Here is a 16,142-nt window from a genome sequence, read left to right on the forward strand (position 1 = left end):
TTGGATAAGCCTCGACCGATTAGTACTGGTCAGCTCCATGCATTGCTGCACTTCCACCCCAGCCTATCTACCTCGTCGTCTTCAAGGGGTCTTAACATACTGGGAAATCTCATCTTTGAGGGGGCTTCACGCTTAGATGCTTCAGCGCTTATCCCTTCCGATAGCTACCCAGCGGTGCTCCTGGCGGAACAACTGGTACACCAGCGGTACGTCCATCCCGGTCCTCTCGTACTAAGGACAGCTCCTCTCAAATTTCCTACGCCCACGACAGATAGGGACCGAACTGTCTCACGACGTTCTGAACCCAGCTCGCGTACCGCTTTAATGGGCGAACAGCCCAACCCTTGGGACCTACTTCAGCCCCAGGATGCGATGAGCCGACATCGAGGTGCCAAACCTCCCCGTCGATGTGGACTCTTGGGGGAGATAAGCCTGTTATCCCCAGGGTAGCTTTTATCCGTTGAGCGATGGCCCTTCCATGCGGTACCACCGGATCACTAAGCCCGACTTTCGTCCCTGCTCGACTTGTAGGTCTCGCAGTCAAGCTCCCTTATGCCTTTGCACTCTTCGAATGATTTCCAACCATTCTGAGGGAACTTTGGGCGCCTCCGTTACTCTTTAGGAGGCGACCGCCCCAGTCAAACTGCCCACCTGACACTGTCCCCGCACCGGATTACGGTACCAGGTTAGAACCTAGATACGATCAGGGTGGTATCCCAACGGTGCCTCCACGCAAGCTGGCGCTCACGTTTCAAAGGCTCCCACCTATCCTGTACAGATCGTACCCAAATTCAATATCAAGCTGCAGTAAAGCTCCATGGGGTCTTTCCGTCTTGTCGCGGGTAACCTGCATCTTCACAGGTATTAAAATTTCACCGGATCTCTCGTTGAGACAGCGCCCAAGTCGTTACGCCATTCGTGCGGGTCAGAATTTACCTGACAAGGAATTTCGCTACCTTAGGACCGTTATAGTTACGGCCGCCGTTTACTGGGGCTTCGGTTCACAGCTTCGGATTGCTCCTAACCGCTCCCCTTAACCTTCCAGCACCGGGCAGGCGTCAGCCCGTATACTTCGCCTTACGGCTTCGCACAGACCTGTGTTTTTGCTAAACAGTCGCTTGGGCCTTTTCACTGCGGCCCCCTCGTGCTATTCACACTACCGGGGCACCCCTTCTCCCGAAGTTACGGGGTCATTTTGCCGAGTTCCTTAACGAGAGTTCTTCCGCGCGCCTTAGAATTCTCTTCTCGCCTACCTGTGTCGGTTTGCGGTACGGGCACCATCACCTGGCTAGAGGCTTTTCTTGGCAGTGTGAGATCATGACCTTCGCTACTATAATTTTCGCTCCCCATCACAGCCCAGCCTTAACGATGTGCGGATTTGCCTACACATCAGCCTCACTGCTTAGACGGACATCCATCAGTCCGCGTCACTACCCTGCTGCGTCCCCCATTGCTCATAACGGCTTACGGTGGTACAGGAATTTCGACCTGTTGTCCTTCGACTACGCCTTTCGGCCTCGCCTTAGGTCCCGACTTACCCTGAGCGGACGAGCCTTCCTCAGGAACCCTTAGGCTTTCGGCGGATCAGATTCTCACTGATCTTTTCGTTACTCATACCGGCATTCTCACTTGTATAATGTCCAGCGCTCCTTACGGTACACCTTCAACCCTTATACAACGCTCCCCTACCCCTGATGCAAAGCATCAAGCCATAGCTTCGGTGGTGTGTTTAGCCCCGTTACATTTTCGGCGCAGAGTCACTCGACCAGTGAGCTATTACGCACTCTTTCAATGGTGGCTGCTTCTAAGCCAACATCCTGGTTGTCTGTGCAACTCCACATCCTTTCCCACTTAACACACACTTGGGGACCTTAGCTGATGGTCTGGGCTGTTTCCCTTTTGACAATGGATCTTAGCACTCACTGTCTGACTCCCGGAAGTAAGTCTATGGCATTCGGAGTTTGACTGAGCTTGGTAACCCTTGCGGGCCCCGCACCCAATCAGTGCTCTACCTCCACGACTCTGTTTTCCGAGGCTAGCCCTAAAGCTATTTCGGGGAGAACCAGCTATCTCCGAGTTCGATTGGAATTTCTCCGCTACCCCCACCTCATCCCCGCATTTTTCAACATGCGTGGGTTCGGGCCTCCAGTGCGTGTTACCGCACCTTCACCCTGGACAGGGGTAGATCACCCGGTTTCGGGTCTACGTCCACGTACTAAGTCGCCCTATTCAGACTCGCTTTCGCTGCGGCTCCGGCTCTTCACCTTAACCTTGCACGGGAACGTAACTCGCCGGTTCATTCTACAAAAGGCACGCCATCACCCCTAAAACGGGCTCTGACTTTTTGTAAGCACACGGTTTCAGGTTCTATTTCACTCCCCTTCCGGGGTGCTTTTCACCTTTCCCTCACGGTACTGCTTCACTATCGGTCGCTAGGAAGTATTTAGCCTTGGCAGATGGTCCTGCCGGATTCATACGGGGTTTCACGTGCCCCGCACTACTCGGGATACATCTCGGAGGGAACAGACTTTCAAGTACAGGGCTTTTATCTTCTTTGGCGGGCCTTTCCAGACCTCTTCGCTTAACCGGTTCCTTTGTAACTCCATGTGAGATGTCCCACAACCCCAAAGAGCAAGCTCTCTGGTTTGGGCTTCTCCGCGTTCGCTCGCCGCTACTGACGGAATCACTATTGTTTTCTCTTCCTCAAGGTACTTAGATGTTTCAGTTCCCTTGGTATGCCTCTACATAACCTATGTATTCAGTTATGAGTAACTGGAAATTACCCCAGCTGGGTTTCCCCATTCGGACACCCCCGGATCAATGCTTGCTTACAGCTCCCCGAGGCAGTTTCGTTGTTCGCCACGTCCTTCATCGGCTCCTAGCGCCTAGGCATCCTCCGTGTGCTCTTAGTAGCTTAACCATATCGCTCGTGTTCGAGCTGTCTCTTCCTTTGTTTTGCTTACGCAAAGCCAAAAGTCGTTCCATTTCGATCACTCGCTCATGCAATCTACCTTATAAACACTTCACTTGTTTACACAAGATCAGCTTAAAGGAATGTTCTAATTCGCAATTTTCGTTTCGATATCTAGTTTTCAAAGAACAAGCTTGTAAAATCTTGTTGGTGGAGCCAAGCGGGATCGAACCGCTGACCTCCTGCTTGCAAGGCAGGCGCTCTCCCAGCTGAGCTATGGCCCCATATTAGATTGTAAGGTATACATGGTGGGCCCTGGTGGACTCGAACCACCGGCCTCACCCTTATCAGAGGTGCGCTCTAACCAACTGAGCTAAGGGCCCACATTATATATCATATTGAAACCCGTAATGGGTTTACGCTTGGCGGCGTTCTACTCTCCCAGGACCCTGCGGTCCAAGTACCATCGACGCTGAAGGGCTTAACGGTCGTGTTCGGGATGGGAACGTGTGGAACCCCTTCGCTATCGCCACCAAACGTTTGAGAGTTTGAGCTCTCAAAACTGAGCAACGAGTGAGTATCTAGCCGACCTGGCTAGATTTTGTATTTGAATGTTTCCACTCGGGAAACGATTCTCCATAGAAAGGAGGTGATCCAGCCGCACCTTCCGATACGGCTACCTTGTTACGACTTCACCCCAATCATCTATCCCACCTTCGGCGGCTGGCTCCTTGCGGTTACCCCACCGACTTCGGGTGTTATAAACTCTCGTGGTGTGACGGGCGGTGTGTACAAGACCCGGGAACGTATTCACCGCGGCATGCTGATCCGCGATTACTAGCAATTCCGACTTCATGCAGGCGAGTTGCAGCCTGCAATCCGAACTGAGACCGGCTTTGTTGGGATTGGCTCCATCTCGCGATTTCGCAGCCCGTTGTACCGGCCATTGTAGTACGTGTGTAGCCCAGGTCATAAGGGGCATGATGATTTGACGTCATCCCCACCTTCCTCCGGTTTGTCACCGGCAGTCTATCTAGAGTGCCCACCCGAAGTGCTGGCAACTAAATATAAGGGTTGCGCTCGTTGCGGGACTTAACCCAACATCTCACGACACGAGCTGACGACAACCATGCACCACCTGTCTCCTCTGTCCCGAAGGAAAGATACATCTCTGTACCGATCAGAGGGATGTCAAGACCTGGTAAGGTTCTTCGCGTTGCTTCGAATTAAACCACATACTCCACTGCTTGTGCGGGTCCCCGTCAATTCCTTTGAGTTTCAGTCTTGCGACCGTACTCCCCAGGCGGAGTGCTTAATGTGTTAACTTCGGCACCAAGGGTATCGAAACCCCTAACACCTAGCACTCATCGTTTACGGCGTGGACTACCAGGGTATCTAATCCTGTTTGCTCCCCACGCTTTCGCGCCTCAGCGTCAGTTACAGCCCAGAGAGTCGCCTTCGCCACTGGTGTTCCTCCACATATCTACGCATTTCACCGCTACACGTGGAATTCCACTCTCCTCTTCTGCACTCAAGTCACCCAGTTTCCAGTGCGATCCGGGGTTGAGCCCCGGGATTAAACACCAGACTTAAATGACCGCCTGCGCGCGCTTTACGCCCAATAATTCCGGACAACGCTTGCCCCCTACGTATTACCGCGGCTGCTGGCACGTAGTTAGCCGGGGCTTTCTTCTCAGGTACCGTCACCTTGAGAGCAGTTACTCTCCCAAGCGTTCTTCCCTGGCAACAGAGCTTTACGATCCGAAAACCTTCATCACTCACGCGGCATTGCTCCGTCAGGCTTTCGCCCATTGCGGAAGATTCCCTACTGCTGCCTCCCGTAGGAGTCTGGGCCGTGTCTCAGTCCCAGTGTGGCCGATCACCCTCTCAGGTCGGCTACGCATCGTCGCCTTGGTGAGCCGTTACCCCACCAACTAGCTAATGCGCCGCAGGCCCATCCCCAAGTGACAGATTGCTCCGTCTTTCCAGTTCTCTTCAGGAGAAGAAAACAACTATTCGGTATTAGCTACCGTTTCCGGTAGTTGTCCCAAACTTGAGGGCAGGTTGCCTACGTGTTACTCACCCGTCCGCCGCTAACCATCCGAAAAGCAAGCTTCTCTTCAAGTCCGCTCGACTTGCATGTATTAGGCATGCCGCCAGCGTTCGTCCTGAGCCAGGATCAAACTCTCCAATAAAGTATTGAAAAGAGCGATAAGCTCATTTTGAAACTGACGAGATTAAAAATCTCATTTATGCTCCAGCCGATTCAAGCCAAGGCTTGTCTCCAACTTTCGCGTTCATTCTGCAAGCAGAATGTTTACTCACTCGTTGTTCAGTTTTCAAAGATCAAAATTGATAATTTTCTTGCTTTTTCGTCACCATTTTCTCTCAGCGGCGACTTTTATAATATATCATACTCCGTTTGTTTCAGTCAAGCTTTTTTTGAAATTCTTTTTTCGAGTTCTTATTGAACTCAGTCATTTCGTCAAAAGCATTTAACCAAGCAAGCAAAGCAACGAGATATAATGTACCATATAAATATCGAAGGAGTCAACTACCCAAACAAAGAAATTTTCAAACCCAATAATAAACCAACACCCGGCAACCCTAAAATGCTCACAGTACCTATTGTAGCAGGGTTCAGTGGAATGTAAGTTCCGGTGATCCACCCTGAATAGTTAACTACATATATCCCTACCGCAGCCAGCACCAGATGAATACCGAATGATGTAAAAAATGATAACCCAATCCGTTTTCTAAACAAGATGATTATCAACCCTATTAACGACACAACAAGCACACTGCCTAATACAAGACTCTTCATACTCTCAACACCTCCATAATTGAATGTCACACCTCCGCCTACATGCTCACTCCTCGATCACCTATAACTGCCTTATTAATCCCTACACGTTTAGCGCGCTTCAAATGAATCTGATATTTACGCTCCGCGGCCTCCAGCACATAGATCGCATAATCGATTTCATCCTGCCCCTGTGCCTCTTCAAACTGTCTAACAGCCCGTTCCCACTCTGCCTTAGCTTTCTGTATATCTGAATAAATCTGGTCCTCTTCCATCTCCTTTAGCATTCTTTCACGTTTCTCCACCGATCTTCCTACATTTCGCCATGTAAACATAAGCCATCCCCTTCCTGATCAGCACAGCATATTCTCATACATATCAGGGAAAGGACAAACTTAGAACTGAGCTAAGTAAATTAATGAATCGTTATTTTAATCTCTACGACATTCTATGGATTAATAACCATACATCAGTAGAAATGAGAGACTTCACATTTAGGCAACGTTAAAAAGAGTATTAAAACAAAAAAAAGAGAGCCTAAAGGGCTCTCTAAGTAATCCAAACTTATCTATTCTTTTCTTTTAGGAAATCAAACATTACAGGCGCATGCTCTCATTAAGAAACACGCACTGCTATTTCATCTCCCTGCGCCCTTCCAGCGCCTTGGAAAGAGTCACTTCATCCGCATACTCCAGGTCGCCCCCAACAGGCAATCCATGGGCAATCCGAGTCACCGAGATCTCAAACGGACGGACCAGACGGGAAATATACATCGCCGTGGCCTCACCTTCGATATTCGGATTTGTAGCCAGAATCAGTTCTTTAACTCGCTCATCGCTTAAACGGGTCAAAAGTTCCTTCAGACGGATATCATCCGGACCTATTCCCTCCATAGGAGAGATTGCGCCTTGCAGCACATGATAGTATCCGTCAAATTCCTTGGTACGCTCCATAGCCACCAAATCCTTGGAATCCTGAACTACACAGATTACCGAGACATCCCTGGATTTGTCCTGACAGATCCGACACGGGTCAGTATCCGTAATATTACAACACACCGAACAGTAATGAAGATTCCGCTTCACACTGACGAGTGCTTTGGCAAAGTCAATAACGTCATCTTCCTTCATTTTAAGCACATGAAAAGCTAGTCGCGCCGCAGTCTTGGGGCCAACACCCGGCAAACGGGTGAAGGCGTCAATCAGCTTCGCTATCGGTTCGGGATAATACAATCGATTGCGTCTCCTTTGATAGGATCAATTTAAATTAAAATAATCCCGGAATTTTCATACCGCCTGTGAATTTACCCATATCCTGGTTCGCAATTTCATCAGCTTTGGTCATTGCGTCATTGACTGCTGTCATAACCAGATCCTGCAGCATTTCTACATCCTCTGGATCAACCGCTTCTGGCTTGATAGTGATAGCCAGCAATTTCTTATGCCCGTTAACTTCAGCAGTTACAACACCGCCACCAGAAGTACCTTGGACTGTTTTGTCCGCCAGTTCCTCCTGTGCCTTCAGCATTTGCTCCTGCATTTTCTTCACTTGTTTCATCATTTGGTTCATGTTGTTCATGATATTCATCTCCTTTGTTATAGTTATCGCGCCAGGCGCATGTATATCTATTCTTTGATCACTACAAGGTCCTCACCAAAGAGCTGGATAGCTTCATCAATCCAAGGCTGCTTGTTGCCTGAACCGCCGTCTTCATGCTCAGGTTCAAGCTTAAAGTCCTCCTTTGGCGTTTCAGTAGCCCCTTCCATCGCTCCAGTCCAATCTTTGAGCATCATCGTCACAAGACGCGCTGAACGTCCAAGCTGTTCAGACAGTACCCGTTCAATAACTTCACGATTAGCCTGCTTCTCCGTAGTTTCACGGTGGATGTTGTTCTTAAACGCCACCAGAACATTGTCTTCCAGCAGCGATACCGGTTCACCATCCATAAACCAGGCGTGAACGGTTACTTTCTCTTCTTTGACGCGCTGCAGGATCTGCCCCCACTTCTTGCTAACCTCCGCAAACTCAGGAGATCCCTTACGTGCAACGTACTGATCAAGCTGTGCAGGCAGCTTCGCTGGCGAATTGCCTCTCGACACTGGAGCTCGTGTTGCCGGGCGTGAAGGAGCACTTGATGTAGCCTCCCCACCAGACAAACCGCCCTTAAGCGCGCGATCCAGCTTTTTCTCCAGTTCAGCAAGCTGTTGCTTCAGTCGGTTGATCTCCCCGCCATCCGCTGGCGCAGATACAGCAGGAGCAGCGCCGGCCGAACCCGCCATCTGACCCGATGACGACCCTTGAACAGGAATACTGCACAGTTTAAGGAGAGCTACTTCAAACAACGTCTGAGGCTGAACTGCATATTTCATCTCACTCTGGTACCGGTTAAGAGTATCAATCATCTGGAACAGCTGTTCCTTGGTGAATGATTCCGCCATATCACGGAACGACTCAGGATTAAGCACCCGATCCGTCAGTTTATCTGCATCCGGCACCATCTTAATCATAAGCAAATCACGGAAATAATAAAGCAAATTTTCCATGCACTTGTCCGCACTCTTACCTTCATGCATGAACCCTTCGATCATTTGCAAAATATGACCTACATCGCCTTTGAGCAGAGAAGCAGCCAACTTTGCAAACTGTTCGGAAGGAATGCCTCCGGTCATATCCATAACTTGCTGATAGGTTACCCTTCCATCTGTATAGGAGGAGATCTGATCCAGGACACTGAGTGCGTCCCTCATCCCTCCGTCAGACAGACGAGCAATATACTGGAGTGCGTCCTGATCAGCTTCCATACCTTCCTGTTCACAGATCAGCGTAAGTCGTGCTGTCTGTTCTTCCAGGGACACCCGGCGAAAATCAAATCGCTGACAGCGAGAAATAATCGTTGCTGGAAGACGATGGGGTTCTGTTGTTGCTAAAATAAACATCACATGTGGCGGAGGCTCTTCCAATGTTTTGAGTAGCGCATTGAATGCCTCTGTCGTCAGCATGTGCACTTCGTCAATAATATACACTTTCTGCCGGACTTCAGTTGGGGCGTATTTCACCTTTTCCCGAAGATCGCGGATTTCTTCAACGCCACGGTTGGATGCGGCATCAATTTCCTGCACATCCATCACAGCGCCAGTCGTAATCCTGCGGCAAGCTTCACATTCGTTACAAGGCTCAGGCGCAGGCCCGCGCTCGCAGTTTACAGCTTTGGCCAAAATCTTGGCGGCACTCGTCTTCCCTGTTCCTCTGGGCCCGCTAAACAAGTAGGCATGGGAAGTCCGCTGTTCACGAATCGCGTTCTGCAAGGTCTGAATAATATGCTGTTGTCCCACCATATCTTGAAACGACTGGGGACGCCAAGCCCGGTATAACGCGATATGCTCCATGATGCGTTACCTTCCTTCCACTTCGCATTCGAGTCCTTTGTCGTTCCCCCATTATACTATATTCCGGGGTGAATCCAAACTTTATCTGACTCATCATGCATGGTTTTTTTAGACATATCAAAAAGACCTCTGCATACATACAACTGCAAAGGTCTCTACATTTAAATGGTAAGCCGTGCACCTGCTATCGATATTTGCGATCCAAGCGGCACCCCTTAACAACAGCTCGGGCTAGGCGACCCTCCGGCACAAGAGTGATCTCACTTATGGCTGCTTCCTTCCGGACCTGACCAGGTTCATGAGTACTCATTGCGGAGGACCCAACCGTCAACACCACGTTAAGGGACCAAACCTCACATCGACAAAACCTCTAGCAGGAATTCAACCTCGCTGTAGCGGATTGCGAGTTACAGGGCACCGCTACCTCCCCATCTAGCACGGTAAGAAATAGTATAACTTAAGGTTGTCTAAATTGCAACCAGAGCGAAAAGAGCAGCAATACAATCACATAAAAACATATAAAAACCCCTGCCGGAACGGCAGAGGTGATTTGGATGTAATAGTCAGACAATTCACAGGGAATTGCTGAATTAGATTCCGTATTTTTTCTTGAAACGATCAACACGGCCGCCAGCATCGATAAACTTCTGTTTACCTGTGAAGAACGGGTGGCACGCGGAGCAAATCTCTACACGAAGTCCGTCTTTAACCGAACCAGTCTCAAAAGTATTCCCGCAAGCGCAAGATACTTGACCAATCGTGTATTTAGGATGAATTGCTGCTTTCATTACCTTTCACCTCTTTCCGCCCTGAGCCTCAAGCGGACCCAGAGTAAATGGCACAACATCGAAGATTATAACACGGCCTAATGCCGGTTGCAATCCATTATTGTCATGAGGTGATCAGACGTTTCGGACGCGCCATTCCAGCTGGGGGAACGTGCGTGTATGAGCCGATAACGACATCAGGCAGCTCTTCCTCAAAGATCTCCATCATTTGCTTCATGCCCAAAATATCACCTTGAGCTGGAGGAATCAATTCCAGATAGCTCTCAGGGTCTATATTAAGATTACGCATTTGAATAAGACGCAAATCGGTTCTGCGAGCAAACTCAATCATCGCTTCAATCTCTTCCTCACGATCCGTTACTCCCGGGAAGATCAAATAGTTGATCGACGTATATACACCCTGGGAAGCAGCGTATTTCATCGATTTTTCTACATTGGCCAGTGTATATCCACGAGGTTTGTAGTATGCATTATAGTGGTCATCCAGTGCGCTGATTGTACTTACACGCATTAGATCAAGCCCAGCATCAACAATACCTCTCATGTGATCATTCAAACCGGCATTGGTGTTAATGTTGATATATCCCATGTCAGTAATGGAACGCACTTCGCGGATGGCTTCAATAATCAATTTAGCCTGTGTGGAAGGCTCCCCTTCACAACCTTGACCAAAGCTGATAATCGATTCCGGCGTTTTCAAGTGCTCCAGCATTACTTCAACGATTTCGTCTACACGCGGACGGAAATTCATCCGGGTCTGCGGGGAAACGAAGCCACTGTCATCCGGTTGCTCGGAAATACATCCGAAACAGCCTGCGTTGCAGGAATAGGATACTGGAACTCCGCCTTCCCAACGATTCAGGAAGGTATTGGAAGAAGTTAGACATTCATACCCGAGCGCACAATTGGACAAATGGGTATAGAGACGATTTTCGGGATATTGCTTCGTTAAACGTTTAACACCCGCACGTACGTCATCCCGATCACAGTTCAGTGGGTTCCATTTATCCGGATGATCCGACATCCGGGCAGTGACGTAAAACTGACCATCTTTCCAAACAACAGCCGAGTAACCGAACAAAGGCAGTTTGTACTCCTTATCCGTTTTTACATACCCCGGCAGACACAACCGAGTGAATCCTTGTGGAAGCAAAGCCCCCACCGCCTGTGTATCACTAGGCATCGGCAGCATTTCGCCAGTATCCGGGTCCATACCAATCGGACGTGTACTCGGCAGTCCAACTAGCGTTGCACCTTCCGGCAAAGGAATCAGCTCATCCTCCATAATTTCGACGATCATATCTCCACTGCGGGCCAGCCCGTACAGGGAAGGGTGATCAAATACATTACCTTTTTCATCTGCGTATACTAAATACATGATGTTCTCCTCACATCTAATGGGTTAAAGCCAAACGACGAGTATATTGTTAATCAACAGCAGCGCTGCAAAAATTGAGTTAAATCAACGACGTAATGCTAGGTAGTTGTACCGGACGCCGCAGTCTGTCTTGGCGAACGTCGAGTCGTAGTCGTTCCGGAGTTGCTGGTCTGACTGCTGCCAGCTGTATCAAATGCCGCTAGGAACTCAGCATTCGTTTTGCTATTACGCAGTTTCTTCAAGAAACCTTCGACAAAGTCGTGGGAATCGTTCATGTTTTTACGAATCGCCCAGATTGTATCAAGTTCTTCCTTGCTCAGCAACACTTCTTCGCGACGTGTACCGGAACGACGAATGTCGATAGCCGGGAAGATACGACGCTCTGCCAGCTTGCGATCCAGATGAAGCTCCATATTGCCCGTACCTTTAAATTCTTCATAAATGATATCATCCATACGTGAGCCCGTATCAATCAAAGCTGTAGCCAGGATCGTCAGACTTCCACCCTCTTCTACATTCCGAGCAGAACCGAAGAAACGTTTCGGACGATGGAATGCTGCCGGGTCAATACCGCCACTAAGTGTCCGTCCGGACGGTGGGATGACCAGGTTGTATGCACGAGCAAGACGCGTAATGCTATCCAGCAAAATAACGACATCTTTTTTTGCTTCAACCAGACGGAGCGCACGTTCCAGCACCAATTCCGCAACTTTGATATGGTTTTCTGGCAGCTCATCGAACGTAGAAGCTACAACTTCCCCTTTAACCGAACGCGACATATCCGTAACTTCTTCCGGACGTTCATCAATCAACAGGACAAATAGTTCAATTTCTGGGTTGTTGGTTGAGATGCTGTTGGCGATTTCTTTGAGGAGAAGTGTTTTACCCGCTTTGGGAGGTGCTACGATCAATCCGCGCTGTCCCAGTCCTACCGGGGCGAGTACATCCATAATGCGTGTGGACAAATGGCTGGGGGATGTTTCGAGAACCAGTTTCTTCTGCGGGTACAATGGGGTTAATGCCGGGAAGTGAAGTCTTTCCGCAGCCGCTGATGGATTCTCACCATTTACAGCGTTGACTTGCAGCAAACCGAAGTATCGCTCGTTTTCTTTAGGTGTTCTACACTTACCTGATACGAGGTCACCTGTTCTTAGGTCAAACTTGCGAATCTGTGAGGCTGAGATGTAGATGTCTTCCGTACTTGGCAGGTAATTGATCGGACGAAGGAATCCGTAGCCTTCAGGTAGAATTTCGAGCACACCCTGCATGAACATCAATCCACTCTGTTCAGCTTGTGCACGTAATATAGCGAAGATCAATTCTTTCTTTTTTAAAGTGCCGTAGTAGGGAATTTGATATTTTTTGGCCAGTTTGTAGAGGTCCGTTAGTTTCATTTCTTCCAAATCGGAAATTTGTAGATCCATATAATAACCACCTATTCAATTAATAAGTCCGTGAAATGGATAGTTTCGCTTGATGTTCCGGCTATAAGAGCAGCATCGTTCTGCATTTCTCTTCTGTCCATTGTACGGAATGTAACCGTTATAATGCAAATACTTGTCTTTGAGTGTAAGTTTCCGGGCGGGATGGCCAGCTTTCGGCAAGATCCGCTAGTGAGTGAACACGAATACATGAGGCGTTCGATCCGGGCAGACCGGCTATGGAGCGCAGTTCAAACAAAACCGGGGTTTGGGGAAAAGGAAATGATGTTCTTAAAGCCATATGAAGTCTGACTCAAAAAAAGACCCTCCGGTAAAGGAAACAGGAACATTTCGTCTTATCCCGGAGAGACTGAGAACTCTATTAAAACAGGTTTACCCAATTACTGAAAGGATATGCAGTTCTGTCAAAATAATCACTTTAATACCGTAAAACTCGTCATACAATACAGAATTAATCGGTTTCTCGCCACACATCTGCACCTAGCAGACGTAGATTGGTTACTAGATGATCGTACCCGCGATCGATAAACTCCACGCCTGTCACTTCGGTCACACCTTCACTGACGGTGAGACCTGCGATCACCAGCGCTGCACCAGCGCGAAGATCGGATGCTTTTACCTTGGCCGCATTCAATGCACTGCCTTCAATAATAGCTGACCGCCCTTCCACACGGATTTTTGCACCCATTCGTACCAACTCAGGAACGTGCTTGAATCGATTGCTATATACAAAGTCACTCAGGACACTCACACCCGTTGCCTGTGTCAACACACTGGTCATCGGGGACTGCAAATCCGTCGGAAAACCCGGATATACGAGCGCCTTAACGTCTACATGATTGTAGCTCGGTTTGCCAATGACACGAATACTTTCATCCAGCTCCTCAATGCCAACGCCCATCTCCAGTAACTTAGCCGTCAAAGCCTCCAGATGTTTGGGAATGACATTGTCAATCAGAACGTCGCCACGCGTTGCAGCCGCAGCGATCATATACGTGCCTGCTTGTATACGGTCCGGAATGATGGAATGACGGCAACCCTTAAGCTCCGACACACCTTCAATACGGATCGTTTCGGTACCGGCACCCTTGATGCTGGCACCCATTGAATTCAAAAGTGTTGCTACATCTATAATCTCAGGCTCTTTAGCCGCGTTTTCGATAATTGTAGAGCCTTTGGCACGAGTAGCCGCCAGCATGATGTTAATGGTTGCACCTACACTGCTTACATCAAGATAAATCTTTGCTCCGCGTAGCTCTTTGGCATGCAAATGAATGGAGCCGTGTTCGTTTGTTACCGTTGCGCCAAGCGCTTCAAACCCTTTGATATGTTGATCAATCGGACGAGGCTCAAAGTTACAGCCCCCGGGTAAACCAATGGTCGCTTCTTTAAAACGCCCAAGCAGTGCTCCCATCATATAATACGAAGCACGAAGCTTCTTCACGGGACCATTCGGCATAGGAATGGATTTAATGTCGGAAGGATCGATCTTCATCTGACTGCCTTCCCAATGTACACGAGCTCCGAGTTCCTCCAAAATTTCTGCATAAACCGCCACGTCACTCAAAAGCGGCAGGTTGTCCAGCACGACTTCTGACTCGGCAAGCAATGCTGCAGGAATAAGCGCGATGGCGCTGTTCTTGGCGCCGCTTATAGTTACAGTTCCCTGTAACGGACGTCCGCCACTAATCATCAATTTTTCCATAAAGCTTAATGTCCCCCTACGTGTTTTGCAGCCGGTTAACGGCAATACGTGCTGTTGGCTTTCGATGTAGAAATAAGGCGTGAAAATGGAAAGACACCGGCTAGGCGGTGTTCTTTCCACTTACACAGTATGGAACTGGTAAAGACAAATTACGCTTTGTTGTTGGAACCAAACTCGCGAATTTTACCTTTAACGGTTTCTTTGATTGCATCACGGCCTGGTACGATGAATGTACGTGGATCGTAAGCATCTGGTTTAGCTGCAAGTACTTCGCGAACCACTTTGGAGAACGAAATTTGGTTCTCAGTGTTCACGTTGATTTTGGAAGTTCCCAGGGAAATGGCTTTGTCGATATCATGTTTAGGGATACCTGTACCACCATGCAGTACCAGTGGAACGTTAACTGCATCGCGAACTTCTTCCATTTCTTTGAAGCCCAAGTTAGGCTCGCCATGGTAAGGACCGTGTACGGAACCAAGAGCTGGAGCCAATGTGTCGATACCTGTTTCTTTAACGATACGTACACACTCGTTCAGGTCAGCGTACATGATACCACCGATAACGTCGTCTTCTTGTCCACCAACAGTACCTACTTCGGCTTCTACAGAAACGCCTTTAGCGTGTGCATATTCAACAACTTTTTTAGTCATTTCGATGTTTTCATCGATGGAGTGGTGGGAACCGTCGATCATTACGGATGTAAATCCAGCATCGATCGCTTCTTTACACTTATCAAAGCTGGAACCGTGATCCAAGTGAATAGCAACTGGAACGGTGATTTTCATGTCGTGAATGAGTCCTTCTACTATTTTAACTACTGTGTAGAAACCGCTCATGTGACGTGCTGCGCCTTCGGATACGCCCAAAATTACTGGGGATTTCTCTTCTTCTGCTGCAGCAAGAATCGCTTGAGTCCACTCAAGGTTATTGATGTTGTATTGACCAACTGCATATTTTCCTTCGAGTGCTTTGTTCAACATGTCTGTCATAGATACTAATGGCATGGTTTCAATCCTCCTAGGGGTGTTGGGTTGTGTCTATGGTTTTTAGCCGAAATCACATACGGGCTTATTATACCACATCCCATGTCAAATACTAAACAAGCATTTGCAAAAATGCTGTGCTTTGCAGCACAGTTTTCATAGACACAGCATGACGACGTCCCTATTTCCAATATTCCCCGGATACCAGACTGAAATACCCTGTATTTCCACCCGCAGACCCTCAAAGCTTCACACGCAAAAAAATCCTGTATCTACAGGATTCAGCTGCACTTATTCGCAGTATCATTTCGAAGCTGCATATTGACTGCCACTCGCATTTCATCGATATCAAACGGTTTCGTAAAGTGCATGAGCGCCCCAAGATCCGTAGCTTCCTTGATCATGTCCAGTTCACCATAAGCCGTCATCATGATGACTTTGATATCCGGATCAATTTCCTTAATATGTTTCAAAATTTCCAGGCCATCCATGCCAGGAATCTTCATATCAAGCAGCACAAGATCAGGTTTGTCATTATTTACTATCTCCAGGGCGATCTTCCCATTAGGCGCTTGGAACGTATTATATCCTTCGCTGCTGAACACTTCCATTAACAGGATCCGAATACCATTTTGATCATCGACAATCAACACTTTTTTATTTTCCACTGATTAACCTCCTAGAATTAGGAAAGCATGTACGTCTGAATCTGGATAACAATCCCATAGTCGTCATGATAAGTATTC

Annotated in this window: 11 protein-coding genes, 2 tRNA genes, 3 rRNA genes and 1 other RNA gene; all 17 read right to left on the minus strand. The window is 48.4% G+C overall.

Annotated features, from left to right (window positions below):
- The 17 genes from gpAD87_RS23715 to gpAD87_RS23800 all read right to left on the minus strand — a co-directional run bounded on the left by gpAD87_RS23715 (position 1) and on the right by gpAD87_RS23800 (position 16,064).
- A 23S ribosomal RNA gene (locus gpAD87_RS23715) occupies positions 1-2,920 on the minus strand.
- Positions 2,921-3,119: 199 nt separating this feature from the next.
- Positions 3,120-3,195, minus strand: a tRNA-Ala gene (locus gpAD87_RS23720).
- A 22-nt stretch (positions 3,196-3,217) separates the two neighbouring features.
- Positions 3,218-3,294 (minus strand) — tRNA-Ile (locus tag gpAD87_RS23725).
- A gap of 37 nt (positions 3,295-3,331) precedes the next feature.
- Positions 3,332-3,448, minus strand: a 5S ribosomal RNA gene (gene rrf, locus gpAD87_RS23730).
- Between the two features lie 105 nt (positions 3,449-3,553).
- Positions 3,554-5,106: ribosomal RNA gene (locus tag gpAD87_RS23735) — 16S ribosomal RNA — on the minus strand.
- The 16S, 23S and 5S rRNA genes sit together here with 2 tRNA genes alongside, the layout of an rRNA operon.
- Before the next feature lie 359 nt (positions 5,107-5,465).
- A complete protein-coding gene (locus gpAD87_RS23740; protein WP_064641330.1) occupies positions 5,466-5,735 on the minus strand; it encodes a pro-sigmaK processing inhibitor BofA family protein in 270 nt (89 codons plus the stop codon).
- A gap of 38 nt (positions 5,736-5,773) precedes the next feature.
- Positions 5,774-6,001 carry a DUF2508 family protein gene (locus tag gpAD87_RS23745; RefSeq protein WP_079697741.1) on the minus strand — a complete coding sequence of 76 codons (228 nt, stop codon included), beginning with the start codon at positions 5,999-6,001 and terminating at the stop codon, positions 5,774-5,776.
- A gap of 345 nt (positions 6,002-6,346) precedes the next feature.
- On the minus strand, positions 6,347-6,946 hold the full coding sequence (gene recR / locus gpAD87_RS23750) for a recombination mediator RecR (RefSeq protein WP_063567657.1): 600 nt from the start codon (positions 6,944-6,946) through the stop codon (positions 6,347-6,349).
- Positions 6,947-6,980: 34 nt separating this feature from the next.
- Complete coding sequence (locus gpAD87_RS23755) at positions 6,981-7,292, minus strand: YbaB/EbfC family nucleoid-associated protein (RefSeq protein ID WP_024628773.1); 312 nt, start codon at positions 7,290-7,292, stop codon at positions 6,981-6,983.
- 47 nt (positions 7,293-7,339) lie between these two features.
- Positions 7,340-9,100 (minus strand): DNA polymerase III subunit gamma/tau, encoded by a 1,761-nt coding sequence (gene dnaX, locus gpAD87_RS23760; RefSeq protein WP_064641331.1) that lies wholly within the window; start codon positions 9,098-9,100, stop codon positions 7,340-7,342.
- Positions 9,101-9,273: 173 nt separating this feature from the next.
- An RNA gene (gene ffs / locus gpAD87_RS23765) (signal recognition particle sRNA large type) lies at positions 9,274-9,541 on the minus strand.
- Positions 9,542-9,690: 149 nt separating this feature from the next.
- Entirely contained in the window at positions 9,691-9,888 is a 198-nt protein-coding gene (gene rpmE / locus gpAD87_RS23770; protein ID WP_024628775.1) for a 50S ribosomal protein L31, read from the minus strand.
- A 103-nt stretch (positions 9,889-9,991) separates the two neighbouring features.
- Positions 9,992-11,266 carry a radical SAM protein gene (locus gpAD87_RS23775; protein ID WP_063567655.1) on the minus strand — a complete coding sequence of 425 codons (1,275 nt, stop codon included), beginning with the start codon at positions 11,264-11,266 and terminating at the stop codon, positions 9,992-9,994.
- 98 nt (positions 11,267-11,364) lie between these two features.
- Positions 11,365-12,690 (minus strand): transcription termination factor Rho, encoded by a 1,326-nt coding sequence (gene rho / locus gpAD87_RS23780; RefSeq protein WP_063567654.1) that lies wholly within the window; start codon positions 12,688-12,690, stop codon positions 11,365-11,367.
- A gap of 469 nt (positions 12,691-13,159) precedes the next feature.
- Complete coding sequence (locus gpAD87_RS23790) at positions 13,160-14,413, minus strand: UDP-N-acetylglucosamine 1-carboxyvinyltransferase (protein ID WP_063567653.1); 1,254 nt, start codon at positions 14,411-14,413, stop codon at positions 13,160-13,162.
- A 149-nt stretch (positions 14,414-14,562) separates the two neighbouring features.
- The gene (gene fba, locus gpAD87_RS23795) at positions 14,563-15,417 is read right to left on the minus strand and encodes a class II fructose-1,6-bisphosphate aldolase (protein WP_063567652.1); all 855 of its coding nucleotides are present in this window, start codon (positions 15,415-15,417) and stop codon (positions 14,563-14,565) included.
- Positions 15,418-15,677: 260 nt separating this feature from the next.
- Positions 15,678-16,064 carry a response regulator gene (locus tag gpAD87_RS23800; RefSeq protein ID WP_024628781.1) on the minus strand — a complete coding sequence of 129 codons (387 nt, stop codon included), beginning with the start codon at positions 16,062-16,064 and terminating at the stop codon, positions 15,678-15,680.
- Between the last annotated feature and the right edge of the window lie 78 nt (positions 16,065-16,142).

It is taken from the genome of Paenibacillus sp. AD87 (assembly GCF_001659845.1).
In the GTDB taxonomy this organism is placed as follows: Bacteria; Bacillota; Bacilli; order Paenibacillales; family Paenibacillaceae; genus Paenibacillus; species Paenibacillus marchantiae.